The sequence below is a fragment of the Citrobacter sp. RHB20-C16 genome, assembly GCF_013890155.1.
Classification (GTDB): domain Bacteria; phylum Pseudomonadota; class Gammaproteobacteria; order Enterobacterales; family Enterobacteriaceae; genus Citrobacter_A; species Citrobacter_A amalonaticus.
Map to the genome: position 1 here is coordinate 483,050 of NZ_CP057630.1, position 25,653 is coordinate 508,702.

General features: G+C 52.2%; 24 protein-coding genes. 9 read left to right on the top strand and 15 right to left on the bottom strand.

Annotation, left to right across the window (positions count from 1 at the left end; translation table 11 throughout):
* Positions 1 to 67: 67 nt before the first annotated feature.
* Both HVX64_RS02355 and HVX64_RS02360 read right to left on the bottom strand, forming a co-directional pair.
* Positions 68 to 3,181 carry an efflux RND transporter permease subunit gene (locus HVX64_RS02355; RefSeq protein ID WP_044256013.1) on the bottom strand — a complete coding sequence of 1,038 codons (3,114 nt, stop codon included), beginning with the start codon at positions 3,179 to 3,181 and terminating at the stop codon, positions 68 to 70.
* Positions 3,182 to 3,192: 11 nt separating this feature from the next.
* Positions 3,193 to 4,356 carry an efflux RND transporter periplasmic adaptor subunit gene (locus tag HVX64_RS02360; protein ID WP_044256011.1) on the bottom strand — a complete coding sequence of 388 codons (1,164 nt, stop codon included), beginning with the start codon at positions 4,354 to 4,356 and terminating at the stop codon, positions 3,193 to 3,195.
* 412 nt (positions 4,357 to 4,768) lie between these two features.
* Between HVX64_RS02360 and envR the strand changes: the two genes are divergently transcribed.
* Positions 4,769 to 5,416 (top strand): acrEF/envCD operon transcriptional regulator, encoded by a 648-nt coding sequence (envR, locus tag HVX64_RS02365; RefSeq protein ID WP_042998359.1) that lies wholly within the window; start codon positions 4,769 to 4,771, stop codon positions 5,414 to 5,416.
* A 27-nt stretch (positions 5,417 to 5,443) separates the two neighbouring features.
* Here envR and HVX64_RS02370 read toward each other — a convergent pair whose 3' ends face one another.
* From HVX64_RS02370 to HVX64_RS02405, 8 genes are all read right to left on the bottom strand, one after another.
* Positions 5,444 to 5,608 (bottom strand): DUF2556 family protein, encoded by a 165-nt coding sequence (locus HVX64_RS02370; protein WP_042998358.1) that lies wholly within the window; start codon positions 5,606 to 5,608, stop codon positions 5,444 to 5,446.
* Positions 5,609 to 5,690: 82 nt separating this feature from the next.
* The gene (gene yhdJ / locus HVX64_RS02375; protein ID WP_044256007.1) at positions 5,691 to 6,575 is read right to left on the bottom strand and encodes an adenine-specific DNA-methyltransferase; all 885 of its coding nucleotides are present in this window, start codon (positions 6,573 to 6,575) and stop codon (positions 5,691 to 5,693) included.
* Positions 6,576 to 6,660: 85 nt separating this feature from the next.
* Positions 6,661 to 6,957 carry a DNA-binding transcriptional regulator Fis gene (fis, locus tag HVX64_RS02380; protein ID WP_000462905.1) on the bottom strand — a complete coding sequence of 99 codons (297 nt, stop codon included), beginning with the start codon at positions 6,955 to 6,957 and terminating at the stop codon, positions 6,661 to 6,663.
* A gap of 25 nt (positions 6,958 to 6,982) precedes the next feature.
* Positions 6,983 to 7,948 carry a tRNA dihydrouridine synthase DusB gene (gene dusB, locus HVX64_RS02385; RefSeq protein ID WP_044256003.1) on the bottom strand — a complete coding sequence of 322 codons (966 nt, stop codon included), beginning with the start codon at positions 7,946 to 7,948 and terminating at the stop codon, positions 6,983 to 6,985.
* A gap of 327 nt (positions 7,949 to 8,275) precedes the next feature.
* A complete protein-coding gene (locus HVX64_RS02390; RefSeq protein ID WP_044256000.1) occupies positions 8,276 to 9,016 on the bottom strand; it encodes a carbonic anhydrase family protein in 741 nt (246 codons plus the stop codon).
* A gap of 146 nt (positions 9,017 to 9,162) precedes the next feature.
* Entirely contained in the window at positions 9,163 to 10,044 is an 882-nt protein-coding gene (gene prmA / locus HVX64_RS02395; RefSeq protein ID WP_042998347.1) for a 50S ribosomal protein L11 methyltransferase, read from the bottom strand.
* A gap of 11 nt (positions 10,045 to 10,055) precedes the next feature.
* Entirely contained in the window at positions 10,056 to 11,507 is a 1,452-nt protein-coding gene (panF, locus tag HVX64_RS02400; protein ID WP_042998346.1) for a sodium/pantothenate symporter, read from the bottom strand.
* Positions 11,497 to 11,739, bottom strand: coding sequence for a YhdT family protein (locus HVX64_RS02405; RefSeq protein WP_042998345.1), 243 nt, complete (start codon positions 11,737 to 11,739; stop codon positions 11,497 to 11,499). Before HVX64_RS02405 ends, panF begins: the two co-directional genes overlap by 11 nt.
* 579 nt (positions 11,740 to 12,318) lie before the next feature.
* Between HVX64_RS02405 and HVX64_RS02410 the strand changes: the two genes are divergently transcribed.
* Both HVX64_RS02410 and HVX64_RS02415 read left to right on the top strand, forming a co-directional pair.
* Entirely contained in the window at positions 12,319 to 13,011 is a 693-nt protein-coding gene (locus HVX64_RS02410; RefSeq protein ID WP_161804588.1) for an oligogalacturonate-specific porin KdgM family protein, read from the top strand.
* Positions 13,012 to 13,039: 28 nt separating this feature from the next.
* On the top strand, positions 13,040 to 13,477 hold the full coding sequence (locus HVX64_RS02415) for a DoxX family protein (protein ID WP_044255997.1): 438 nt from the start codon (positions 13,040 to 13,042) through the stop codon (positions 13,475 to 13,477).
* Between the two features lie 92 nt (positions 13,478 to 13,569).
* On the opposite strand, the gene accC is transcribed toward HVX64_RS02415, so the two are convergent.
* The 5 genes from accC to HVX64_RS02440 form a co-directional block, all read right to left on the bottom strand.
* On the bottom strand, positions 13,570 to 14,919 hold the full coding sequence (gene accC, locus HVX64_RS02420; protein ID WP_042998343.1) for an acetyl-CoA carboxylase biotin carboxylase subunit: 1,350 nt from the start codon (positions 14,917 to 14,919) through the stop codon (positions 13,570 to 13,572).
* 10 nt (positions 14,920 to 14,929) lie between these two features.
* Positions 14,930 to 15,397 carry an acetyl-CoA carboxylase biotin carboxyl carrier protein gene (gene accB / locus HVX64_RS02425; protein WP_042998342.1) on the bottom strand — a complete coding sequence of 156 codons (468 nt, stop codon included), beginning with the start codon at positions 15,395 to 15,397 and terminating at the stop codon, positions 14,930 to 14,932.
* Positions 15,398 to 15,779: 382 nt separating this feature from the next.
* A complete protein-coding gene (gene msrQ / locus HVX64_RS02430) occupies positions 15,780 to 16,379 on the bottom strand; it encodes a protein-methionine-sulfoxide reductase heme-binding subunit MsrQ (RefSeq protein ID WP_044255994.1) in 600 nt (199 codons plus the stop codon).
* Entirely contained in the window at positions 16,380 to 17,384 is a 1,005-nt protein-coding gene (gene msrP, locus HVX64_RS02435; protein WP_042998340.1) for a protein-methionine-sulfoxide reductase catalytic subunit MsrP, read from the bottom strand.
* A 105-nt stretch (positions 17,385 to 17,489) separates the two neighbouring features.
* Positions 17,490 to 18,464, bottom strand: a complete 975-nt coding sequence (locus HVX64_RS02440) for an MDR family oxidoreductase (protein ID WP_044255991.1) — start codon at positions 18,462 to 18,464, stop codon at positions 17,490 to 17,492.
* Between the two features lie 206 nt (positions 18,465 to 18,670).
* Here HVX64_RS02440 and csrD point away from each other — a divergent pair, with 206 nt between their 5' ends.
* The 6 genes from csrD to rng all read left to right on the top strand — a co-directional run bounded on the left by csrD (position 18,671) and on the right by rng (position 25,604).
* Positions 18,671 to 20,611: an RNase E specificity factor CsrD gene (gene csrD / locus HVX64_RS02445; RefSeq protein WP_044255989.1), complete on the top strand. Its 1,941-nt coding sequence runs from the start codon at positions 18,671 to 18,673 to the stop codon at positions 20,609 to 20,611.
* Positions 20,612 to 20,919: 308 nt separating this feature from the next.
* A complete protein-coding gene (gene mreB, locus HVX64_RS02450; protein ID WP_000913396.1) occupies positions 20,920 to 21,963 on the top strand; it encodes a rod shape-determining protein MreB in 1,044 nt (347 codons plus the stop codon).
* Positions 21,964 to 22,026: 63 nt separating this feature from the next.
* Positions 22,027 to 23,055, top strand: coding sequence for a rod shape-determining protein MreC (gene mreC, locus HVX64_RS02455; RefSeq protein WP_042998337.1), 1,029 nt, complete (start codon positions 22,027 to 22,029; stop codon positions 23,053 to 23,055).
* Positions 23,055 to 23,543, top strand: coding sequence for a rod shape-determining protein MreD (gene mreD / locus HVX64_RS02460; protein ID WP_042998336.1), 489 nt, complete (start codon positions 23,055 to 23,057; stop codon positions 23,541 to 23,543). The genes mreC and mreD overlap by 1 nt, the downstream gene beginning before the upstream one ends.
* Positions 23,544 to 23,551: 8 nt before the next feature.
* Positions 23,552 to 24,145, top strand: coding sequence for a nucleoside triphosphate pyrophosphatase (locus HVX64_RS02465; RefSeq protein WP_042998335.1), 594 nt, complete (start codon positions 23,552 to 23,554; stop codon positions 24,143 to 24,145).
* Positions 24,135 to 25,604, top strand: coding sequence for a ribonuclease G (gene rng / locus HVX64_RS02470; RefSeq protein ID WP_042998334.1), 1,470 nt, complete (start codon positions 24,135 to 24,137; stop codon positions 25,602 to 25,604). The genes HVX64_RS02465 and rng overlap by 11 nt, the downstream gene beginning before the upstream one ends.
* The last annotated feature ends 49 nt before the right edge of the window (positions 25,605 to 25,653 follow it).

The following is a 25,653-nucleotide window of genomic DNA, read 5'->3' on the forward strand; positions in this document are numbered from 1 at the left end:
ATCTGTTTAATAAATAAAGAAAGATACCTGAAGGAAAAAGGCGTCCGTAGACGCCTTAATTTACACATTAACGCTGGGATTTGTTAAACCGGCCTCTGACGACCACAAAAAACACCGGGACAAAGAAGATAGCCAGCAGCGTTGCTGTCAGCATCCCTCCCATCACACCGGTTCCGACTGCATGCTGGGCGCCACTCCCTGCCCCGCGACTGATGACCAGCGGCATTACGCCGAGGATGAAGGCGAGTGAGGTCATCAGAATAGGGCGCAGGCGCATGCGCGCAGCCTCAAGCGTTGCCTCGATCAGGCCACGACCTTCTTTCTCCATCAGATCCTTGGCAAATTCCACGATCAGAATGGCGTTTTTCGCGGAAAGCCCAATCGTGGTTAACAGTCCGACCTGAAAATAGACGTCGTTATTTAGCCCACGCAGGGAAGCGGCCAGAAGGGCACCCACCACGCCGAGCGGGACTACCAGCATCACCGAGAACGGAATGGACCAGCTTTCATACAGCGCGGCAAGACAGAGGAACACGACGATCAGCGAGATGGCATACAGTGCAGGCGCCTGATTGCCGGACAAACGTTCCTGATATGACATCCCCGTCCAGTCATGACCAATACCATTAGGCAGTTTTGACGCGAGACTTTCCATCATGGCCATCGCTTCACCGGTGCTTCGACCGGGGGCAGCCTCACCCAACAACTCCATCGATGGCATACCGTTGAAGCGTTCCAGGCGCGGAGAACCATACACCCAGCGGGCTGAGCTGAAGGCTGAAAAAGGGACCATCTCGCCGTTAGCACTACGAACGTACAGATTATTGATTTCTTCTGGCAGCATACGGAATTTCGCATCTGCCTGAACATACACTTTCTTTACTCGTCCGCGGTCAATGAAGTCGTTAACATAGCTGCCGCCTAACGACGCAGAGATGGTTTCGTTAATGTCTGACAGCGCAATGCCAAGCGCCTGTGCTTTTTCCTGGTCGACATCCAGCTTGAACTGAGGGGTATCCTCCAGGCCGTTAGGTCGAACACGGACCAGCAGATCGGAATGCTTAGCCACCATACCCATTAACTGATTACGTGCTGATGTTAGCGCTGTGTGCCCCAACCCCCCCTGGTCAAGCAGTTCAAAATCGAAACCCGTCGCGGTGCCCAGTTCAATTATCGCCGGCATGTTGAAGGGGAAGACCAGTCCATCCTGGATCTGGCTGAACGCGCGAGTTGCACGCGCAATTACCGCTTCAACGCTGTTTTCCTTGCCGCTACGCTCATCCCAGGGCTTCAGGCTGATGAAGGCCAGACCCGCGTTCTGCGCCTGGCCGCTAAAGCTAAAACCGTTGACCGTAAACACGCTTTCAACGTTCGCTTTTTCGTGAGTCAGGTAGTAATGGGTGACCTGATCCAATACATTTTGGGTTCGTTCCTGGGTTGAACCTGCGGGTAGCTGGACCATCGTCATGAATACGCCCTGATCTTCATCAGGCAGGAAGGAAGTGGGGAGACGGAAAAACAGTACCCCCATTCCGACAACAATCAGGATGTAAAGGAGTAGGTAGCGTCCGGTTTTGCGCACAATGCCGCTGACACTGTTGGTGTAGTGGTTAACGCTGAGATCAAATTTGGCATTAAACCAGCCGAAAAATCCGCCTTTCTTCTCGAGGTGTTCGGCGGACGCTGGTTTTAGCAGCGTTGCGCAAAGTGCCGGCGTCAGGATCAATGCTACCAGAACCGAAAGCGCCATTGCCGACACAATCGTGATGGAAAACTGGCGATAAATAGCCCCGGTGGAGCCGCCGAAAAAGGCCATCGGGATGAAGACAGCAGACAGCACCATCGCGATCCCAACCAGCGCCCCCTGGATCTGCGACATGGATTTCTCGGTTGCCTCTTTGGGCGGCAACTTTTCTTCCATCATCACACGTTCAACGTTTTCCACTACCACAATGGCGTCATCGACCAGCAGGCCGATCGCCAGCACCATCCCAAACATCGTCAGGGTGTTGATCGAGTAGCCAAACGCCGAGAGCACGGCAAATGTACCCAATAGCACAACGGGAACCGCAATCGTCGGAATGAGCGTTGCGCGGATATTCTGTAAAAACAGATACATCACGAGGAAGACCAGGACGATCGCTTCGAACAGTGTTTTTACCACTTCGTGAATGGAGATCTTCACAAACGGCGTGGTGTCATACGGGTAAACCACTTTCATCCCTTGCGGGAAGAAGGGTTGCAGCTCAACGAGTTTGGTTTTAATCGCTTTGGCGGTATCCAGAGCGTTGGCCCCGGTCGCCAGTTTGATCCCCAGACCCGCAGCCGGTTTACCGTTAATTCGGGCGACAACGTTATAGTTTTCTCCCCCCAGCTCGATACGAGCGACATCTTTAAGGCGAACGACAGAGCCATCGCTGTTTACCCGTAATGTGACTTTGCCGAATTCCTCAGGATCTTTCAGTCGCGTCTGCGCAATGATAGAGGCGTTCAGTTGCTGCCCCGGTAGAGCAGGCGTTCCGCCCAACTGACCTGCTGCGATCTGGTCGTTCTGTATTTTTAGTTGATTGATCACATCGACCGGCGTGAGCTGGTACTTGTTCAGCCGATTCGCATCCAGCCAGATACGCATCGCGTACTGTGCGCCAAACAGCTGGACGTCACCTACACCGTTCAGGCGGCTGATCGTATCTTTTACGTTTGAGGCGACGTAGTCGGAGATATCGTCCTGGGTCGTTTGCGGATCGTCAGAGACAAACCCCGCCACCAACAAGAAACTGCTGCTCGACTTTTCTACGCTAATCCCTTGCTGTTGAACTTCCTGAGGCAGCAATGGCGTCGCCAGCTGCAGTTTGTTCTGTACCTGCACCTGGGCAATATCCGGGTCGGTTCCGGACTGAAAGGTTAACGTAATGGTCACGCTACCCGCAGAGTCGCTGGTGGAGGACATATACATCAGGTTATCGATACCGTTCATATTCTGTTCGATAACCTGAGTCACCGTATCCTGCACCGTTTGCGCATCTGCCCCTGGATAGTTCGCGGAAATGGCTACCGCTGGTGGCGCGATAGTTGGGTATTGCGCAACGGGCAGTTGCATAATCGCCAGAGCGCCCGCCAGCATCAGTATGATGGCCAGAACCCAGGCAAAAATAGGACGCCTGATAAAGAAATTTGCCATGTTCGGTTACCTTATTGCGCCGCTTTTGCCGCAGGAGTATTGGCATCCGTGGTAGCTTTCACTTTCGTGCCGGGATGGGCTTTTTGTAATCCGCTGACAATCACCTGATCGCCTGGATGTAGGCCTTCGCTAATCAGCCATTTGTCGCCGATAGCCTGCGAAGCGACAACGGCGCGTGGCTCAACCAGGCTCTGGTCATTGACGACCAGTACCGTCGCATCGCCACGAGGCGTACGCGTTACGCCCTGCTGGGGGATCAAAATAGCGTTGGGCTGAACACCTTCGTCAATGCGAGCGCGAACAAACATCCCCGGCAGCAGAGCGTGCTGTGGGTTAGGGAAGACGGCGCGAAGGGTGATGGAGCCTGTGCTTTCGTCCACCGTGACATCCGAAAACTGCAATGTCCCTTTCAGGGGATACGCCGTACCATTTTCCATCACCAACTGGACGCTGCTGCTGGCGCTGTCTTTATGCAGGCTGCCCTGTTCAACGGACTGCTTCAGTCGCATAAAGTCGCTGCTGGACTGTGTGACATCGACATAGATAGGATCGAGTTGCTGCACGGTAGCCAGTGCTGTTGCCTGGCCATTGGTGACCAGCGCGCCTTCCGTCACGCTGGATTTGCCAATACGACCATCGATCGGCGAGGTGACTTTGGTGTAAGCAAGATTGATACGTGCGCTCTCCACTGCGGCTCGTGCGGCAATGACTGCCGCATCGGCCTGACGCGCATCTGCAATCGCCTGGTCGTATTCCTGTTGGCTAATGTATTTTGTCCCTACCAGCGGAACATAGCGCTTAACCGTCAGGTGTGCGATGGCGGCGGCAGCTTCACTTTTCGCCAGTTCCCCTTTCGCGCTATCGTAATCTGCCTGATAAGTGGCAGGATCGATCTGATACAGTGACTGCCCGGCCTGAACATCGCTGCCCTCGGTGAAGTTTCTTTTGAGAACAATACCACTGACCTGTGGACGAACTTCTGCAATGCGGAATGCCGAGGTGCGTCCTGGCAGTTCGGTGGTTACTGCTAATGGCGCGGCGGTAACCACATGAACGGTCACCTGCGGTTCGGTTGCCTGAGCGTGCTTATCTCCCTGATCGTTACAAGCGGCAAGTAACGCAGCAGAGATGAGGATAAATGAGGGCAGGAGTGAAAACCTGGCATGTTTCGTCATTACTGTTCCTTAAAAACCAATAGCTCGTTATTTACCGGATAACGGTAAGGCGATAACGTGCACGAAGAAATAATAGTTGGCTATCCTACAAATTATTAGCGTGCGATGTAAGCGATAGTTATTTTATGGCCGGATCTACGGCACGTAAAAACAAAAAAGTGATGGCTTTGTCTTTTCATTTTGTTTTTCTTTGTCATGCCTTGTTGCTGGCTAATATATTTGGAAATGTACATTTGTTGTATGAATGTTTTTGTTGGTTTTTATTTGTTGGGGTTATTTGATTGAATGTTTTGTGCTGAGGCTATTCGCTTTTGTTTCATCTCGGAACGGATGAGGTGATACAGTTCTTTTTGAACGGCAATTGTGAATTGCCATATTTCTGTTTTTTATCCTGCTCCTGAAACGATAACTTATGGCTAAAAGAACAAAAGCCGAAGCGTTAAAAACGCGACAACATTTGATTGAGACTGCAATCATCCAGTTTGCCACGCGAGGCGTTGGCAACACGACGCTTAACGACATTGCCGACGCGGCCCAGGTCACGCGGGGGGCTATCTACTGGCATTTTGACAACAAAACGCAGCTCTTCAATGAACTCTGGCAACAGCAACCGCCATTACGTGATCTGATTCAGGACCGGTTAGCTTTGCATGACTGCGATAATCCCTTGCAGCGGTTGCGCGAAAAGTTAATTGCCGGATTGCAATATATCGCGGAAATTCCCCGGCAGCAGGCCTTGCTGCAAATTTTATATCATAAATGTGAATTTCATGAGGGGATGATATCAGAACAGGAAATACGCGAGAAAATTGGGTTTAGCCAGAGGGGACTACGCGACGCATTGCAGGCGAGTATGACGGAAGGGTTAATTTCCAGAACCCTGGATTTAGACGTTGTGTTAATTATTATTCACGGTAGTTTTAGCGGGATCGTGAAAAACTGGTTGATGAATTCTACCCGCTACGATCTTTATCAGCAGGCACCGGCGCTGGTGGATAATGTATTAAGGATGTTAATTCCTGATGGATATGTCATGCAATTAACATCGGAAACCCTATAATCATTTCTCCTGTCTATCAATCACACGCTATTGTAATTCGGTACAGTTGACCAGCTTGAGCGGATTGACGGAATCCATATTGCGGCATTTATCGACTTCTGTGGTGATCAGTTCAATCCACTGGATCAGTAACGCATCAAAAAGGAACACGGAGACCGCAAAAACAACCAGCCACCAATACTTACGAATCATTGCCAAATCCTGTGTATTCATGCCCAAGCGTGCAGGAAATATACACGAAAAATGCGTCCTGAAAAGCAGGCTTACAATGCTTTTACTTTGCTGTCATCTTCACCACATCTGACGCCGTTCGACTCTTTTTCGACAGGTTTTTCGTCTTTCTCTTTTTGATTTTCGTCAGCTCTTCCTGGGAGTAGTGTGAGCTGATGTTCAGCCGTCTGAGCCCCATCTTCACATACTCATTATTGACCTCAATACCGATGAATTTACGTCCCGATTCCACGGCCACAGCACCTGTCGTAAAGCTGCCGGCGAAGGGATCCAGCACCGTATTGCCAGGATTGGAGGAGGCCAAAACGATCCGTTTTAGCAGGGCGATAGGTTTTTGCGTCGGATGGTTTTCATATTCATCCATCAAATAACGCACGCGGGGAAATTCCCAGACGTTGCCCGGAACTTTTTGCGTGTTGTAAGGCTGTGGTGGGTTTTTACGGTAGTCAATCAGCGCTCTTTTCGCACCGGTTTTGGTCTCAACCAGAATAGCGTCACTGTTGAAAGTGTACTGTCGGGCATCTTTGACCATCATCAGGATCGGTTCGTACATTGAGCCAAAGAATTTCTTCGCCTGCACGCCTGAGCTGTCATAAGACCAGACAATCCGGCTTTTGATGGTAAACAGCGTTCTGCATTTGAGATCGATATGCGGCATGTTTTCGGTGCTGTTCATGATGTACATCGTGCCCTGTTTTTTCAGCACCCGATGACACTCCTCAATGCACGCGAACAGCCAGCCCAGGAAGATGTCTTCGTCCCAGGACTCGACCATCCCGTCAAAATCCTTTCCGATATTGTAAGGCGGGTCGGCAAAGATTAAATCGACGCTTTCAGCGGGGAGTTTCTTGAGTTCTGTCAGCGCATCTCCGTGGATGATCGACGCAGATTCATCACCAAAGTAGTGTGGCTCACATCGTGAGTTCATATCGGCTCCACAAAAGAGGCGTATAAAAAAGGCGCTTCCCCATGCCGAGTAGCGCCTTTTTAAACAAGCAATTAGCTAATCGAGATTAGTTCATGCCGTATTTTTTCAATTTTTTACGCAGCGTACCACGGTTGATGCCCATCATCAGGGCAGCACGGGTCTGGTTACCACGGGTGTATTGCATCACCATGTCCAACAGGGGCTGTTCTACTTCAGCCAGTACCAGCTCATAGAGGTCATTAACATCCTGACCGTTCAGTTGAGCAAAATAGTTCTTCAGTGCCTGTTTAACCGAGTCACGCAGGGGTTTTTGGGTTACCTGATCCTGAGAGTTAACGGTAGAAACGGTCAGTACGTCAGAATTTACGCGTTGTTCGAACATAGTTCTGTCAGCTCTTTATTTCTGTTTACGCAAAATTTTCGAAGTATGCCTCCAACGCCTCCAGCTGTTCGCTGGCATCCTCAATGGCGTTGAATGTGCGCCGAAACTGGTCATTTGGAGCGTGCTCCTGGAGATACCAGGAGACGTGTTTACGCGCGATTCGGTACCCTTTTGCCTGGCCATAAAAGTCATGCAGTTCCCGAACATGCGCACAAAGCAAGTGCTTAACCTCTGCCAGAGGCAGGGGGGATAGCAACTCCCCAGTGTCCAGATAATGCTGGATTTCCCGAAAGATCCAGGGTCTTCCCTGAGCTGCGCGGCCTATCATCAGGGCATCAGCCCCCGTATAGTCAAGCACAGCTCTGGCTTTAAGCGGGTCAGTAATGTCACCATTCGCGATAATCGGAATGGAAACTTTCTGCTTAACTGCCCGAATACTGTCGTACTCAGCGTCTCCATTGAACAAACAGGCGCGGGTGCGTCCATGAATGGTCAGAGCCTGAATGCCACAGTCTTCAGCCAGTTGGGCAATCTCTACGCAGTTACGGTGTTCCGGAGCCCAGCCGGTGCGAATCTTCAGGGTCACAGGAACGTCCACTGCATTAACCACCCCGGTTAGTATCGACTTCACTAAATCCGGGTACTGCAAGAGGGCTGAACCTGCGAGCTTGCGATTCACTTTTTTAGCCGGACACCCCATATTGATATCAATAATCTGGGCGCCGCTTTCCACGTTAATCCGTGCGGCATCGGCCATCTCAACAGGGTCGCTACCGGCAATTTGCACCGTGCGAATTCCTGGCTCATCAACGTGCACCATCCGTAAACGGGATTTGTCGCTTTCCCAAACCTGCGGGTTAGACGACATCATCTCGGATACGGTCAATCCGGCTCCCATCTCATAACACAGCGTCCGAAAAGGTCTGTCAGTGATGCCAGCCATGGGCGCTGCGATCAGGCGATTTCTAAGCTGGTATTGTCCGATGCGCATGAGTTAAGAAATGACCATACTGTGACTGCAAGGCGGCGTATATTACGCATTTTTTGCACGAGATGAAAGGCCAAACTTTGACCAATCCTCTGCGGTGGATCAAAGAATCGCCGTTAACGTCAACGCCATAAAATAATTAGCCATACAAATCATTGCATTACAAAAGCGTGACGAAATTCTGTACGCTTATAATTTTGCGTAACTTCTCATTTTTTCTTCGAATCTGCGCGGGCTTGCAAGATAATCTGCTGAATTAATCAGCAGATTATCTTGAGTTAATGTGACATCGCTCTCATTTCAGCAGATGATTGGGCAACGCATCGGTCATCACTCGACCACGACACGACCGTTCAGCGGTTGGGGCGGACGATTATTGTCATGATGCATCGTATGGCTGAATTTTTCTAACTGCGCGGCGGACAGCGTCAGAGGGTGCTTCATGACAATCCAGGTTACCCCTTCAGAGCAGGGCGGTGTGGTCAGTGAACCGCTGAAACGCCAAAAGCGTTTGTTTTTCGGCAGCAGGGCATTCAGATCCATTTGTGAGGTGACGTTAGCGTCCTGCCCGGTTTGTTCAGGCATAGTCGCCCACAGTTTGTCCAGCTCAGTGTTTGCCGCCCCTTTATCAAACATGACCGCAACAACGGCGATAGCACCATTTGCGTCTTTGTGCACAAGATGCATTTCCATCGCGTAATGTTTACCGTGAACCGTATTTTCGCTTGGGGCATGAAAGTGGAATTGCTGCAATGTAAACGGAGTCCCGTCAATCGTGATGGTATCAGCCGTTGCGCTCTTTAACGCGGCCTGGATTGTGTGACCGTTGTTAATGAGAGTAATGGGGCCCTCAGTGTAGTGGGGTTTCAGGGGCTTCAGGTGGGCATTTGCCGACTGGTCGATGTTTATTGGGGACTGATTCATCCCGGTCTGACAGGTTTTATACTCTTCACTGAGTGCGCCCCAGTGTTCCGGGGATCCTTCACCCTCATAGCTCCAGTGTGACGCCATTGCGGTGGATGACATGATGCTTAACGCGAGAAGCGTTGCCTTGCTCAAAAAAGGGTTCATGAAATTCTTCCAATGAATAAAATAGATTTTTATATTTGCAACTTCAATGAGTTACGCGCCTATTTTACCGTATGAGAGGAAGAGGAAGGAGCGGGCAAAATGCTGAAAAACGTGGCCGGTAGTACGGCCACGCGCGGGAGACAGGGTTATTTCTTACGGCCTGTGATTCGACACCACTCTTCTTTCTCCACCACCGGATCGAGAGCGAAGAGATCGGCATAAGCTTCACAAACACTTTCCGCCTGGCTGGCAAGGATACCGGAAAGGCCCAGCAGACCGCCTGTAACGGGCAGGACGCTGATTAACGGTGCCAGCTCGCGTAATGGGCCTGCCAGAATGTTGGCGACCACTACGTCGGCTTTCATGGCGTCTGGCTGATCCTGTGGCAGGTAGAGTTCAAGACGTTCTGATACACCATTACGCTGGGCGTTATCACGGCTGGCCTGAATCGCCTGCGGATCAATATCGATACCGATCGCTTTTGCGGCACCCAGTTTCAGTGCGGCAATTGCGAGGATGCCGGAACCGCAACCAAAGTCGATAACGGTCTTACCGGTTAAATCGAGACTGTCGAGCCACTGCAGGCACAGTGAGGTGGTGGGATGAGTGCCGGTACCAAACGCCAGACCGGGGTCGAGCATTACGTTGACGGCATTTTCATCCGGCACGTCGCGCCAGCTTGGGCAGATCCACAGGCGTTCGCCAAAACGCATGGGGTGGAAGTTATCCATCCACTCGCGTTCCCAGTCCTTATCTTCCAGTTGTTCAATTTTATGCGCGAACCCGACGCCCAGCAGCGGATGGTGTTCCAGGATGGCGACGACTTCTTTCATGTCGGTTTCGGCATCAAACAGACCGATAACGTCGGTGTCGCCCCACAGGCGTGTTTCGCCCGGCAATGGCTCAAAAACCGGCGTGTCGTGCGTGTCCTGGAAGGTGATGGAAACGGAACCCGCTTCCATCAGGGCATCGCTCAATGCTTCCGCGTTAGCGCCCGTCGTGTTCAGTTTTAATTGGATCCATGGCATGGCAAAACTCTTTATTTATCAGTAGTCAATACAGCGGCTTGCGGGGCAGGAGAACCGAAACGGTTTCCGACCAGGAAAGCCAGCAAACTTAGCAGCAACGAGGGCACAATCGGATGGAAGCCCAGGTACTGAACGTTAAAGGTGGCGAGAATCGCATACAGCACGCCGCCGACAATCATCGCACTCAGCGCTCCGGTCGCATTCGCGCGCTCCCAGTAAAGGCCAAGCACCAGCGGCCACAAGAACACGGCTTCCAGACCGCCAAACGCCAGCAGATTCAGCCAGATGATCATCTCTGGCGGTTTCCAGGCGGCAAGTAAGAGCAGCGCGCCTAAGATGAGGGTGATCATCGCCGATATTCGTTTCAACCGCGTCTCGTTCTGCAACTGTTCCGGGCGAATATTAAGATAGAGATCTTTAATGATCGTAGCGGAACTTTGCAGCAACTGGGCGTTGATCGTCGACATAATGGCCGCCATTGGCGCGGCAAGGAAGATCCCGGCGGCGAAAGGCGGCAGCACTTTGACCATCAGCGTGGGGATCACCAGATCCGGCACCGTCAGGTCAGGGATAACCGCACGACCCAGCGCGCCGGCAAGATGCATACCAAACATCAGGATCGCCACCACGATGGTACCGATGATTATCCCGCGGTGTACCGCTTTGCTGTCTTTGTAGGAGATGCAGCGCACCGCCGTATGCGGCAGACCGATCACACCAAAACAGACCAGTACCCAGAATGAGGTCATAAAGGTCGGAGACAGAATGTCATCGGCGCCCTGCGGTGAAACCAGTTTTGGGTCGATGGTGTTTAAGGTCTCTACGGCATGGCTCAGGCCACCGGCCGCATGCACGATACCGACCAGCAGCACGATGGTGCCAATCAGCATCACCAGTCCCTGCATTGTGTCATTAAGCACGCTGGCACGAAAGCCGCCGAACGCGGTATACAGCGCGATACTGATACCGAAAATCAGCAGGCCTGTTTCATAGGGAATACCCGCCGCCGTTTCCAGCAGGCGTGCGCCGCCGATGAACTGCACGGTCATGGCACCGACAAACGCCACGAGCAGGCTGAGGCTCGCCAGCCACACCAGCAGGCGACTCTGGTAGCGGGCAAACAGCATGTCGTTGAGGGTGACGGCATTATAGCGACGGGCAAGGATGGCGAATTTCTTGCCGAGTATCCCCAGCGAAAGCCAGACGGCGGGAAGCTGAATCATCGCCAGCAACACCCATCCCAGTCCGTATTTATAGGCCGCACCAGGTCCACCAATAAATGAGCTGGCGCTGATGTATGTCGCGGTCAGGGTCATCGCCAGGACGATCCCCCCCATGGAACGGCTACCCAGAAAATATTCATTCAGGAAGGTGCCGGTCTGCCGTTTACGCATGGCATAAACAGAAAGACCGAACACAACAACCAGATAGGCAACCAGCGGCAGAATGACTTCAAGCTGCATCGTCATCCTCCAGGGGAATGTCACGATAGATAAATTTCACCATGGCCCAGCACAGCAAAATGAAGATCAGCGGTGTTAACAGGCAAGCCATTTCAAACCAGTGCGGCAACCCGGTTATGCCCGGCGTCACCCCTGGAATGTAAGCTGCGGCGAGCCAGGCAGCCAGATAGAGAAGGGTCAGCCATAGCGCCCAACGCGCTTCTTTATTGGCCTGAACAAAACGTTTGTCCATTTTTTGTCCCTTGTTGAAAAAGAAAGCGGGGATTGTACCTTAAGCCGCTGGTCAGGGGGGAGAGAAAGGTGGCGGCTGAAGAACGATCTTGCCCCTGTGGGGTGAGGAGACAAAATAATCACGATCAATTAATCAAAACGAACTGTTCTGAAAATCAACGTATTCTATTTTTATTTTTCTATTTTTGTTTTAGATAATAATATTGATTACTCTCGTTTTTATTGGGCAAAGTACCTAAATTAGATAGCTCCTCCGTTATTAATTAATAATAAGGCGACTAACGGTATGTTATTAATTAATGACGTAATAAGCTGTGACGACTATATAAAGTCGATGAATGCGCTGTTTTTTCTCAATGGCTATTTATATGGATGTTTTCTTATGCCTCTTATTTTGCTCGCCAGATCTCATATTTTATTAATGACTGCAATTTACAGGGTGATATAACAATAATATTCTTAACCGGCGCTGAACCTGTTATCGGGTTTTCTGAGTAGCGAGATTCTCAGTGGCAATGCCTTTTCTTAATTCTGTCAGAGACGGAAAGGTCTTTTTTTGCGTTCATACATGGACTTTAATATGAAATTAAATAAGAGAATGACTATTAGTGCGGTGGCAATACTGGTTAGCTGCAATGTCCTGGCCGCTGAATCTGTTATCGATTTACGTCACGACTACTTCGATGATGGAAAAATTAATAAAGATCGTATCTATTTTGCGCATCGGTTTGATAACCAATTCGGTTTCTCTGTCGAGACCCGTTATAAATCAAGTGGTGACGATGCAAATGAGCCTTTTAATGAATTAGATAATAACGGTAGTGAAGCCACTATCAGCTATCGCTTTATCCTTAATCCCAAAATGTATCTGATCCCTGCTTTTAATATTGATAGTAATTCGGGTAATACCATCTATAAACCTAACCTGTTACTCGGGACCGTACTGGGTAATGGTTTTTATCTGAACCTGCGCTATCGTTATGATTACACCTTGCAGGATAATGAAGACCTGAATAATAAAGCAACTGGGCGTTATGACGCGTGGCTTGGCTATAAGACCGGTGACTGGAAGTTTGAATACAACTTTGTTTACTTACATGCCAATACCGATATTTATAATGAAAGTCACACTGACTATGAGCATGACATGAAGGTCGCCTACTCTGTCACCAAAAACTGGGCACCTTATATTGAGATTGGCAATGTCTCCGTTAACAGACTGCAAGACGACAGGCAAACACGTTTCCGGATAGGTTTCCAGTATACCTATTAAAGCAAGGGATGAAATGGAGTTGCACAGAATGTTAAAACAATGGAATGAAGTATTTCATCGATATACTAATAACCCGGATGCGGCAAAATTAATACTGCGGGTGGTTTTTGGCGGACTCATGCTATTTCATGGCGTAGCGAAAGCGAAACACGGACTTGGCGCAGTCGTGTTCCTGCTGGAATCTCACCATTTGCCGGCTTTTATCGCGTGGGGATCGTTCATCGGCGAAATCGTCGCGCCGTTAATGCTGATTCTCGGCGTCATGACACGTTATGCGGCGGCAATTTTTACCTTCACAATGCTGTTTGCGACATATCTGGTGATGGACGGGAAAGTATTGGCTCTGACGCCTCAGGGATCATGGGCCCTGGAGTTACAGGCTATATATCTGTGTGGTGGGTTTTGTATGCTCTTTCTGGGTGGTGGAAAATATTCCGTAATGTCTGAATTTTCTTCTCGCCGGTAAAAAGAGAAGGCCCGAAAATTCGGGCCTTAGAAGAAGATAAATCGGTGTAAAAAAATGGGCTCTTCCGAGCCCATTTTGCTGTGCACCGAGAATTACTTCTCAGTGAGGCCGAGCTTTTTCTCCAGATAGTGGATGTTAGTACCACCTTGCTGGAAGTGCTCGTCGTTCATGATGCGCGTCTGCAGATCAACGTTGGTTTTAATACCGTCGATGATCAGTTCCTGCAGCGCGTTTTTCATGCGGGCAATCGCCACATCACGGGTTTCGCCGTAGCAGATAAGCTTGCCGATCATGGAGTCATAGTATGGCGGTACGGTGTAACCGGCATAGATATGCGACTCCCAGCGCACGCCAAAACCGCCTGGCGCGTGGAAGCGGGTGATTTTACCCGGGCTCGGCAGGAAGGTGTTCGGGTCTTCAGCATTGATACGGCATTCCACCGCGTGGCCTTTGACCTGCACCTCTTCTTGCTTGATCGACAGCGGCTGGCCAGCAGCAATGCGCAACTGTTCTTTGATCAGGTCAACACCGGTGATCATTTCGGTAACCGGGTGTTCAACCTGAATACGGGTGTTCATTTCAATGAAGTAGAACTCGCCGTTTTCGAACAGGAACTCAAAGGTGCCCGCGCCGCGATAGCCGATATCCACACAGGCTTTCGCGCAACGCTCGCCAATGAAGCGACGCAGTTCTGGGGTAATACCCGGTGCCGGTGCTTCTTCGACGACTTTCTGGTGACGACGCTGCATAGAGCAGTCACGTTCCGCCAGATAAATCGCGTTACCCTGACCGTCTGCCAGCACCTGAATTTCGATGTGGCGTGGGTTCTCGAGGTATTTCTCCATATAAACCATGTCGTTGCTGAAAGCTGCTTTCGCTTCCGCTTTGGTCATGGAGATGGATTGCGCCAGTTCGGCATCGCCGCGTACTACGCGCATACCGCGACCGCCGCCGCCGCCGGACGCCTTGATGATAACCGGATAGCCGATGCGTTTTGCATGGGCACGGTTCGCATCCATATCGTCGGTCAGCGGGCCGTCAGAACCCGGTACGGTCGGGACGCCAGCTTTCTTCATCGCGGTGATCGCCGATACTTTGTCACCCATCAGACGGATGGTGTCCGCTTTCGGGCCGATGAAGATAAAGCCAGAGCGTTCAACCTGCTCAGCAAAGTTGGCGTTCTCAGAGAGAAAGCCATAACCCGGGTGAATCGCTACCGCGCCAGTGATTTCAGCGGCGCTGATGATAGCCGGGATGTTCAGATAGCTTTTTACGGACGGAGCCGGACCAATACAAACCGTCTCATCCGCCAGCAGTACGTGTTTTAAATCGCGATCCGCGCTTGAGTGCACAGCGACAGTCTTGATACCCAGTTCTTTACAGGCACGAAGAATTCGCAATGCAATCTCGCCGCGGTTGGCGATAACAATTTTATCCAGCATGTTCGCCTCGTTACTCGATGACGACCAGCGGCTCGTCAAATTCTACCGGTTGACCACTTTCGACCAGGATAGCTTTCACGGTACCTGATTTGTCCGCTTCGATCTGGTTCATCATTTTCATGGCTTCAACGATGCACAGGGTATCGCCTACATTGACTTTCTGACCCACTTCGATGAACGCTTTAGCGTCCGGGCTCGGGGTGCGGTAGAAAGTACCAACCATTGGGGAACGTACGATGTGACCACTGATTTCTGCTGCGGCGGCTGCCGGCGCTTCTGCTGCCGGAGCAACTGCGTTAGACAGAGCCGGTTGCTGCTGCATCATTGGTGCAGCGTAGGCTTGTTGCATCACCGGGAAGCTACCTGCTGGCGCTGCGCGGCTGATGCGTACAGACTCTTCGCCTTCAGAAATTTCCAGTTCGGAGATGCCTGATTCTTCAACCAGCTCGATCAGTTTTTTAATCTTACGAATATCCATGAGTGGGTTCCGTACTCTTTGTTTAGTGTGATTGTGACAGGCATTAAGCGCTGTCTGTAAAGCGTGAGTCCCGATGGCAAAACGGCTTGCGCCTGCCAGGACGCCGGTATATTCCGCCTCAACGATTCATGTGAGACTTGTCGGTTAACATGCAGCGATTTGCTGCAATCCTCCGGCAAAAAACAAAATATACCTTCAATGCTCGATTGTCACCTTTTCAGCGGTCTAAAAACGCTGTCCAGGGAGCCAAGGTCGCACATTATAATGATTTCGTAGCAATTGGCAGCTAAATACTGGTCTTATCAGGGAAGATAATCAACCGCTAACACACAAATAACATCCGAGTCTCTGCATTTTGTAACCGACTGCACAGTTCGCCGAACTAGCGCCACCACTGGCGGAACTTCTTGTAACGGCAGGCCAAAAGCAGCAGTGCGAGCAGAGCATAAATGATGGGTTGAGGTGACAAAATCTTCACCGACCACAGATAATGTATCGGCGCGAGGATCGCCAGCAGATAGACGAAGTTGTGCAAAAATTGCCAGCGCTTACCCAATTTTCGTTGTGCTGCCTGTGTTGATGTTAGCGTCAGCGCGAGCAGGATGAGCCAACTGATGATCCCAAGCGTTAAATACGGGCGCGTAATCAGTTCTCGTCCCAACAATCCGAGATTATGGATACCTAACTCCAGCAGCGCGTAACTGGTCAGATGCAGCGTAGCCCAGGCGAAACACCATAACCCCAGCAGACGACGGGTGCGTATCAATAATGGCTGTTTAGCGTAGCGTGCGAGCGGCGTGACCAGCAAGGCAGCGAGCAAAAATTTCAGAGCTGTCCTACCGGTAAAGTGCTGGATGTCCTTTACCGGATCGGCGCTGAGCCCGCCGTTGTTAATGGCCCAGAACAGCCAGAGAAATGGTAGCAATCCCGCCAGATGAAGCGCCACTTTCAGCCAGGTAATCTGCTTTGCACTCAGCCGCACTTAGAAATTCTCCCGCAAGTTCAGGCCGCGATACAGCGAGGCCACTTCATCGGCATAGCCGTTAAACAGTAGGGTGGGTTGCCGTTGGACATCCAGAATCCCGCCTGCGCCGATAAATCGTTCCGTTGCCTGCGACCAGCGCGGGTGATCAACATGCGGATTCACATTAGCGTAAAAACCGTACTCATCGGCAGCGGCAAGATTCCAGGTGGTGGGGGGCCGCTCGCGGGTCAGTTTAATGCTGACGATCGATTTAATGCCTTTAAAGCCATATTTCCACGGCACTGTCAGGCGTACAGGCGCGCCGTTTTGCGGCGGTAATGCTTTACCGTATACACCAACGGTCAGCAGCGTCAGGGGATGCATTGCCTCGTCCAGGCGCAGTCCTTCGACATAAGGATATTTCAAACCGCCGCCAATGAAGCGATCTTTTTGTCCCGGCATGTCGTCCGGCGCATAAAGCGTCTCGAACGCGACATATTTTGCATTGCTGGTGGGTTCGACGAGCGCCAGCAGCTTATGTAAAGGAAAGCCAATCCACGGCACCACCATCGACCAGGCTTCAACACAGCGCATCCGGTAAATCCTCTCCTCTAAAGGAAAGCGTGTGGTGAGCGCATCGTGATCCAGGGTTAATGGTTTAGCCACTTCACCACTGATTTTCAACGTCCAGGGATCGGTTTTCATGCTGCCCGCATTGGCGGCAGGATCGGCCTTATCCAGACCAAACTCGTAGAAGTTGTTGTAGCCAGTGACTTTATCTTCTGGCGTTAAAGGCAGCGTGTTTTGCCATGCGGCGGGTTTGCTGAATTCCAGCGGTTTGCCGGCGGGCGCGGGTGGACGATCGTTGCCTTTGAACCAGCTCAACAGATCCGCCTGCGCGGATATCGGCAGCGACAGCGTGGCAGCCCCGATCCCCAGCGCTTTCAGCACCTGGCGGCGATGCATAAAGAAAGCCGATTCGGCAGTGACATCGGCTTCTTTGAGTGGACGTAATTTCTTCATAACAGACTCCAGGCGTACATATAATGCGTAGTTACTATGGCAGGGAGTCTGTCAGTGCGCAGCGAAATTTCGTTAATTAAGTGTAAATTTCTGCGGCGTTTGTGTTTACTTCACTTTAACCAGCGTACGGCCTTGTACCTGGTTATTAATGATGGCATCGGCGAACTTCGGCGCCTCAGCCAGTGAAATTTCCGTTGCTGCCTGTGCATAGAATGATTCCGGTAAGTCATTCACCAGACGCTGCCAGGCCTGAGCACGGCGCGCCGGTGGCGTCATCACAGAATCCACCCCTTGCAGACGAACGTTGCGCAAAATAAACGGCATCACTGTCGTTGGCAGGGCAAAACCGCCCGCCAGACCACAGGCAGCGACACAGCCCCCGTAGTTCATTTGCGCAAGCACTTTCGCCAGCACTTTATCACCCACGGTATCAATTGCCCCGGCCCACAGTTGTTTTTCCAGTGGACGGGATTCGGCGAACTCATCACGACCCAGAATACGGCTTGCGCCCAACTGGCGGAGATAATCATGGGTGCTTTCACGTCCGGACACCGCAACAACCTGATAGCCCAGTTTATGCAGCAGCGCGACCGCGGTACTGCCGACACCGCCGCTGGCGCCGGTGACCACGATTTCACCGTCTTGCGGACGAATGCCCGCCTCTTCAAGCGCCATCACGCACAGCATGGCAGTAAACCCGGCAGTGCCGATCACCATCGCTTTACGGCTGTCCAGCCCTTTTGGCAGCGCAACCAGCCAGTCCGCTTTCACGCGTGCCTGTTCTGCCAGGCCACCCCAATGATTTTCGCCAACGCCCCAACCGGTCAGCAACACCTCCTGCCCCGCATGAAAACGAGGATCTTCGCTGGTCCGAACGGTGCCAGCGAAATCAATGCCAGGAATCATCGGAAAGTTGCGGATGATTTTTCCTTTTCCGGTGATGGCGAGCGCATCTTTATAGTTCAGACTGGACCAGTGGACATCCACTGTGACATCGCCTTCCGGCAGCCGACTTTCTTCAAGAGTCTGCACGGAAGCAAGGGTTTTACCGTCCTGCTGTTCTAAGATCAAAGCCTGCATAACCTGTCCTCAATTCTGCATGGTGGATTGGAAAATGACGTCTGAAGACTATACTCGCTAATTGAAACGTGAATCCGATGCAACGCAATAAATTGCCAGATACACCTGATTTGGTAGTATGCACTCACTCTTTGCGCAACCGGACGAATTTTGCGTTTGGTTAAGCAGTTTCGTGTCGCAATTCAACCGTCGGAGTTAACTCAAGGATGCGATTAACGACGAAATTCTCAGCTTTTGTCACGCTGCTCACCGGGTTAACGATCTTTGTCACCCTGATCGGCTGCTCGCTGAGCTTTTACAACGCCATCCAGTACAAGATGGCCCATCGTGTCCAGGCGGTGGCGACAGCCATTGACACGCATCTTGTTTCACGCGATTTCAAACAGTTAACATCGCAAGTTGACGAACTGATGGTGTCTGCCGACGTCGTACGCGTCGATCTGCTGCAGGGTGAAAAAGTCATTTATAGCCAAACCCGTAACAGTAGCTATCGCCCGGTTGGCACCAGTAATCTCTTTCGCGAGCTCTCGGTTCCACTGATGAAGCACCCGGGAATGACGATGGATCTGGTCTATCAGGATCCGATGGGCAACTATTTTCATTCACTGATGACGACGGCACCGCTCACGCTGGCCATTGGTTTTATTGTACTGATGCTGTTTCTGTCGGTACGTTGGCTACAGCGTCAACTTTCCGGTCAGGAACTGCTGGAGATACGTTCGACGCGCATTTTGAATGGAGAACGGGGAGCCAGTGTACGGGGTACGGTCTATGAATGGCCGGCGCGCACCAGTAGCGCGCTGGATATGCTGTTGTCCGAAATCCAGAGCGCCCAGGAGCAGCGGAGCCGTCTCGATACGCTGATTCGCTCTTACGCCGCGCAGGACACCAAAACCGGCCTCAGCAATCGGCTCTTTTTTGACAACCAACTGGCGACGTTGCTGGACGATCAGGAGAAGATCGGCGCGCATGGCGTGGTGATGATGATTCGCCTGCCGGACTTTAACCTGTTGCGCGACAGTTGGGGGCGTAACCTCGCCGAAGAAGAGCTGTTTAGTCTGATCAATTTATTGTCCACTTTTATGATGCGTTTTCCGGGGTCGCTACTGGCGCGCTACCATCGCAGCGACTTTGCCGTTTTGCTACCGCACCGCACTTTGAAAGAGGCGGAAAGCGTAGCCGGACAACTTTTAAAAGCAGTCGATGCACTTCCGACTAATAAAATGCTCGATCGTGACGATATGGTACATATCGGCATTTGCGCCTGGCGTAGCGGGCAGTCGACGGAACAGGTGATGGAACATGCAGAGGCGGCGACCCGCAATGCCGTGTTGCAGGGCGGAAATAGCTGGGCGGTATATGACGACTCGCTGCCGGAAAAAGGGCGTGGCAACGTGCGCTGGCGAACGCTGATTGAGCAGATGCTCAGCCGCGGCGGCCCGCGAATTTATCAGAAACCGGCCGTCACTCGGGACGGACATGTGCATCATCGGGAACTGATGTGCCGCATCTTTGATGGTAATGAAGAGGTCAGCACGGCGGAATACATGCCGATGGTGTTACAGTTCGGTTTATCAGAAGAGTATGACCGCTTACAAATAAGCCGCGTCATCCCGCTGCTAAACTACTGGCCGGAAGAGAATCTGGCGATGCAGGTGACGGTAGAGTCGCTGATTCGTCCACGTTTTCAGCGTTGGTTACGCGATACCTTGATGCAGTGTGAAAAATCGCAACGAAAACGCATAATTATTGAACTTGCGGAGGCGGATGTAGGTCAACACATCAGTCGGTTGCAGCCCGTTATCCGCTTAGTGAATGCATTAGGCGTTCGGGTTGCCGTCACGCAGGCGGGTTTAACGCTGGTGAGTACCAGCTGGATTAAGGAACTCAATGTGGAATTGATCAAGCTTCATCCGAGTCTGGTCAGGAACATTGAGAAGCGAACGGAAAACCAGTTGCTGGTTCAAAGCCTGGTGGAGGCGTGCTCAGGCACCAGCACCCAGGTTTACGCAACGGGTGTACGTTCGCGCGGTGAGTGGCAGACGCTGACAGCGCGTGGTGTTTCCGGTGGACAGGGGGATTTTTTTGCTGCCTCCCAGCCGCTGGATACCAATGTGAAAAAATATTCTCAAAGATACTCGGTTTAACCTGCCGTTTGTTCAGTTTTCACGTAGAATAACGCGCGCTGTGCCTTCATGGGGGTGTGCTTGTCTGCTCGCCATTTTGTAACAGCACATATGCAGGTGAATGACCTTAAACCGGTTGCAAATGAGGGCGAGGATTGCTGCTGAAGTACTCAGCCCTGAGGGACTCAGGTAGAGATTTGTAACAAAGGAAACGAACTGCACTAATTTTCACCGTAGCAGATGATTTTTGCGCCTTGTCGCTGCTGCGTGTGGTTGGTAAAGTAAGCGGATTTTGTTTTCCGCCCCAGCTTTCAGGATTATCCCTTAGTATGTTGAAAAAATTTCGTGGCATGTTTTCCAATGACTTGTCCATTGACCTGGGTACCGCGAATACCCTCATTTATGTAAAAGGACAAGGCATCGTATTGAATGAGCCTTCCGTTGTGGCCATTCGTCAGGATCGTGCCGGTTCACCGAAAAGCGTGGCTGCAGTAGGTCATGATGCGAAGCAGATGCTGGGTCGTACGCCGGGCAACATTGCTGCTATTCGCCCAATGAAAGACGGCGTTATTGCCGATTTCTTCGTGACTGAAAAAATGCTCCAGCACTTCATCAAGCAAGTGCACAGCAACAGCTTTATGCGTCCAAGCCCGCGAGTGCTGGTGTGCGTACCGGTTGGTGCCACTCAGGTTGAGCGTCGTGCTATTCGTGAATCCGCACAGGGCGCTGGCGCCCGCGAAGTCTTCCTGATTGAAGAGCCGATGGCGGCGGCAATCGGTGCGGGTCTGCCCGTTTCTGAGGCAACCGGCTCGATGGTTGTGGATATCGGTGGTGGTACGACGGAAGTCGCCGTTATCTCCCTGAACGGTGTGGTCTATTCTTCTTCTGTCCGTATCGGTGGCGATCGCTTCGATGAAGCCATCATTAATTATGTGCGGCGTAACTACGGTTCTCTGATCGGTGAAGCCACCGCAGAGCGTATCAAGCATGAAATTGGTTCTGCTTATCCGGGCGACGAAGTGCGCGAAATCGAAGTGCGCGGTCGTAACCTGGCAGAAGGTGTTCCTCGCGGCTTCACCCTGAACTCTAACGAGATTCTGGAAGCCCTGCAGGAACCGCTGACCGGTATCGTTAGCGCGGTGATGGTTGCACTGGAACAGTGCCCGCCGGAACTGGCGTCTGATATCTCCGAGCGCGGAATGGTGCTCACTGGCGGTGGCGCGCTGTTGCGTAACCTTGATCGTCTGTTAATGGAAGAAACCGGTATTCCAGTTGTTGTCGCTGAAGACCCGCTGACCTGTGTGGCGCGTGGCGGCGGCAAAGCGCTGGAAATGATCGACATGCACGGCGGCGACCTGTTCAGCGAAGAGTAATCGGGTGCCGGCAGGAGAGCATTATGCTGTCCTGCCGACTCTGATACGAGAATACGCAAACTTATGAAGCCAATTTTTAGCCGTGGCCCCTCGCTACAGATTCGCCTTATTCTGGCGGTGTTGGTGGCGCTCGGCGTTATTATTGCCGACAGCCGCCTGGGTACGTTCAGTCAGATCCGTACCTACATGGATACCGCCGTCAGTCCTTTCTACTTTATTTCCAATGGTCCCCGTGAACTGCTTGATGGCGTCTCGCAAACGCTCGCCTCACGCGACCAGCTTGAGCTTGAAAACCGGGCGCTGCGCCAGGAACTGCTGCTGAAAAACAGTGAACTGTTGATGCTGGGGCAGTACAAACAGGAGAACGCGCGCCTGCGCGAGCTGCTGGGTTCGCCGCTGCGTCAGGATGAACAAAAGATGGTGACGCAGGTCATCTCCACGGTTAACGATCCCTACAGCGACCAGGTGGTTATCGACAAAGGCAGCGTGAACGGCGTTTACGAAGGCCAACCGGTAATCAGCGACAAAGGCGTTGTCGGTCAGGTCGTCGCGGTGGCGAAGCTGACCAGCCGCGTCCTGCTGATTTGTGATGCCACGCATGCCTTACCCATTCAGGTGTTGCGCAACGACATCCGGGTGATCGCGGCCGGTAACGGCTGCACCGACGATCTGCAACTCGAACACCTGCCAGCCAATACCGATATTCGCGTTGGCGATGTGCTGGTTACGTCTGGTCTGGGCGGTCGTTTCCCGGAAGGCTATCCGGTTGGCGTGGTCTCTTCCGTTAAGCTGGATACTCAACGTGCTTACACCGTGATTCAGGCGCGTCCTACTGCGGGCTTACAGCGTCTGCGCTATCTGCTGTTGCTGTGGGGGGCCGACCGTAACGGCGCCAACCCGATGACGCCGGAAGATGTGCATCGCGTGGCGAATGAACGTCTGATGCAGATGATGCCGCAAGTGTTGCCGTCTCCGGACATGATGGGGCCGCCGTCGCCCGTGCCTGCGCCAGCAACCGGTATCACGTCATCACCTGCCGCTCCGCCAGCGGGTGCGACGCCGCCTCCAGCGCGTGCGCCGGGAGGCCAGTAGTGGCAAGCTATCGTAGCCAGGGTCGCTGGGTTATCTGGCTCTCGTTCTTTATCGCTCTGTTATTGCAAGTGATGCCCTGGCCGGATGAGATCATTGTCTTTCGGCCAAACTGGGTGCTGCTTATTTTACTCTACTGGATCCTCGCCCTGCCGCATCGCGTCAATGTGGGCACAGGTTTCGTGATGGGTGCCATACTGGATCTCATTAGTGGTTCCACGCTTGGCGTGCGGGCATTGTCGATGAGCATCATCGCTTACCTGGTTGCGCTGAAATTTCAGCTCTTTCGCAATCTGGCGCTCTGGCAGCAGGCACTGGTGGTGATGTTGCTTTCGCTGGTGGTGGATATTATTGTTTTCTGGTCAGAGTTTTTAGTGATCAACGTCTCTTTCAGACCTGAAGTGTTCTGGAGTAGTGTAGTCAACGGTGTGCTCTGGCCGTGGCTTTTCTTGCTGATGCGTAAAGTCCGCCAGCAATTTGCAGTGCAATAAAGGTTTCTATGACATCTCTATACTTAGCTTCCGGTTCGCCGCGTCGTCAGGAACTGCTCACGCAGTTAGGCGTTTCTTTCGAACGTATAGTTACGGGAATCGAAGAAACGCGTGGCGAGGGGGAAAGCGCACAGCAATATGTGTCGCGTCTGGCGCGGGAAAAAGCCCAGGCCGGCGTGGCGCAGACGCCGCGCGATCTCCCTGTTCTGGGGGCGGATACCATCGTTATCCTCAATGGGGAAGTGTTAGAGAAGCCACGTGACGTACACCATGCGGCGCTGATGTTGCGCAAATTGTCCGGGCAAACGCATCAGGTGATGACGGCCGTTGCGCTGGCGGATAGCCAGTATGTGCTTGACTGCCTGGTGATGACCGAGGTGACGTTCAGAGCGTTGACGGATGCGGATATCGCTGACTATATCGCCAGCGGTGAACCGATGGATAAAGCAGGTGCATACGGTATTCAGGGGCAGGGTGGCTGTTTTGTCAGGAAGATAAATGGCAGCTATCACGCCGTAGTCGGCTTACCGCTGGTTGAAACGTATGAGTTGCTGAGCAATTTTAACTCACTGCGTGAGAAAAGGGATACACATGACGGCTGAATTGTTGGTAAACGTAACGCCATCGGAAACACGCGTGGCGTACATTGATGGCGGTATTCTGCAAGAAATTCATATTGAGCGCGAAGCGCGACGCGGGATCGTAGGCAATATCTACAAAGGTCGGGTCAGTCGCGTACTTCCGGGTATGCAGGCGGCTTTTGTAGATATTGGGCTGGATAAAGCCGCGTTTCTTCACGCTTCCGACATTATGCCGCACACCGAATGCGTGGCGGGTGAAGAGCAGAAGCAGTTTACTGTTCGCGATATTTCGGAGCTGGTGCGTCAGGGGCAAGATCTGATGGTGCAGGTGGTGAAAGATCCGTTGGGCACCAAAGGCGCGCGTCTGACCACCGACATCACTTTACCGTCTCGTTATCTGGTCTTTATGCCCGGCGCCTCGCACGTGGGCGTGTCTCAGCGTATCGAAAGTGAAGCCGAGCGTGAGCGCCTGAAGAAAGTGGTCGCTGAGTACTGTGACGAGCAGGGGGGATTTATCATCCGCACTGCGGCAGAAGGCGTTTGTGAAGACGATCTGGCGTCAGACGCCGCGTACCTCAAGCGCGTCTGGACCAAAGTGATGGAGCGCAAAAAGCGCCCGCAGACGCGTTACCAGATGTATGGCGAGCTGGCGCTGGCGCAGCGTGTACTGCGTGATTTTGCTGATGCACAGTTAGACCGCATTCGCGTGGATTCCCGTCTGACCTATGAAGCCCTGCTGGAGTTTACTGCGGAATACATCCCGGAAATGACCAGCAAGCTGGAGCATTACAGCGGACGCCAGCCGATTTTCGATCTCTTTGACGTTGAGAATGAAATCCAGCGAGCGCTGGAGCGCAAAGTGGAACTGAAATCCGGCGGCTATCTGATTATCGATCAAACTGAAGCGATGACCACCGTCGACATTAATACCGGCGCGTTTGTCGGTCATCGTAATCTTGATGACACCATCTTCAACACTAATATTGAAGCGACCCAGGCGATTGCCCGTCAGCTGCGACTGCGTAATCTCGGCGGTATCATTATTATCGATTTTATCGACATGAATAATGAGGATCACCGTCGCCGGGTTCTGCATTCGCTTGAGCAGGCGCTGAGTAAAGATCGGGTGAAAACCAGCATTAACGGTTTTTCGCAGTTGGGTCTGGTGGAGATGACGCGCAAGCGCACGCGTGAGAGCGTGGAGCATGTGCTGTGCAACGAATGTCCGACCTGTCACGGACGCGGCACGGTGAAGACGGTGGAAACTGTCTGCTATGAGATCATGCGTGAGATCGTTCGCGTGCACCACGCCTACGACTCCGACCGCTTCCTGGTCTATGCTTCTCCGGCAGTGGCGGAAACCCTGAAAGGGGAAGAGTCGCACGCGCTGGCGGAAGTTGAGATTTTTGTCGGCAAACAGGTGAAAGTACAAATTGAACCGCTCTATAACCAGGAGCAGTTTGACGTCGTAATGATGTAAACCGATACGGTGCCGCGTGACGGGCGGCGCATTTTCAGGCAGACAAGGA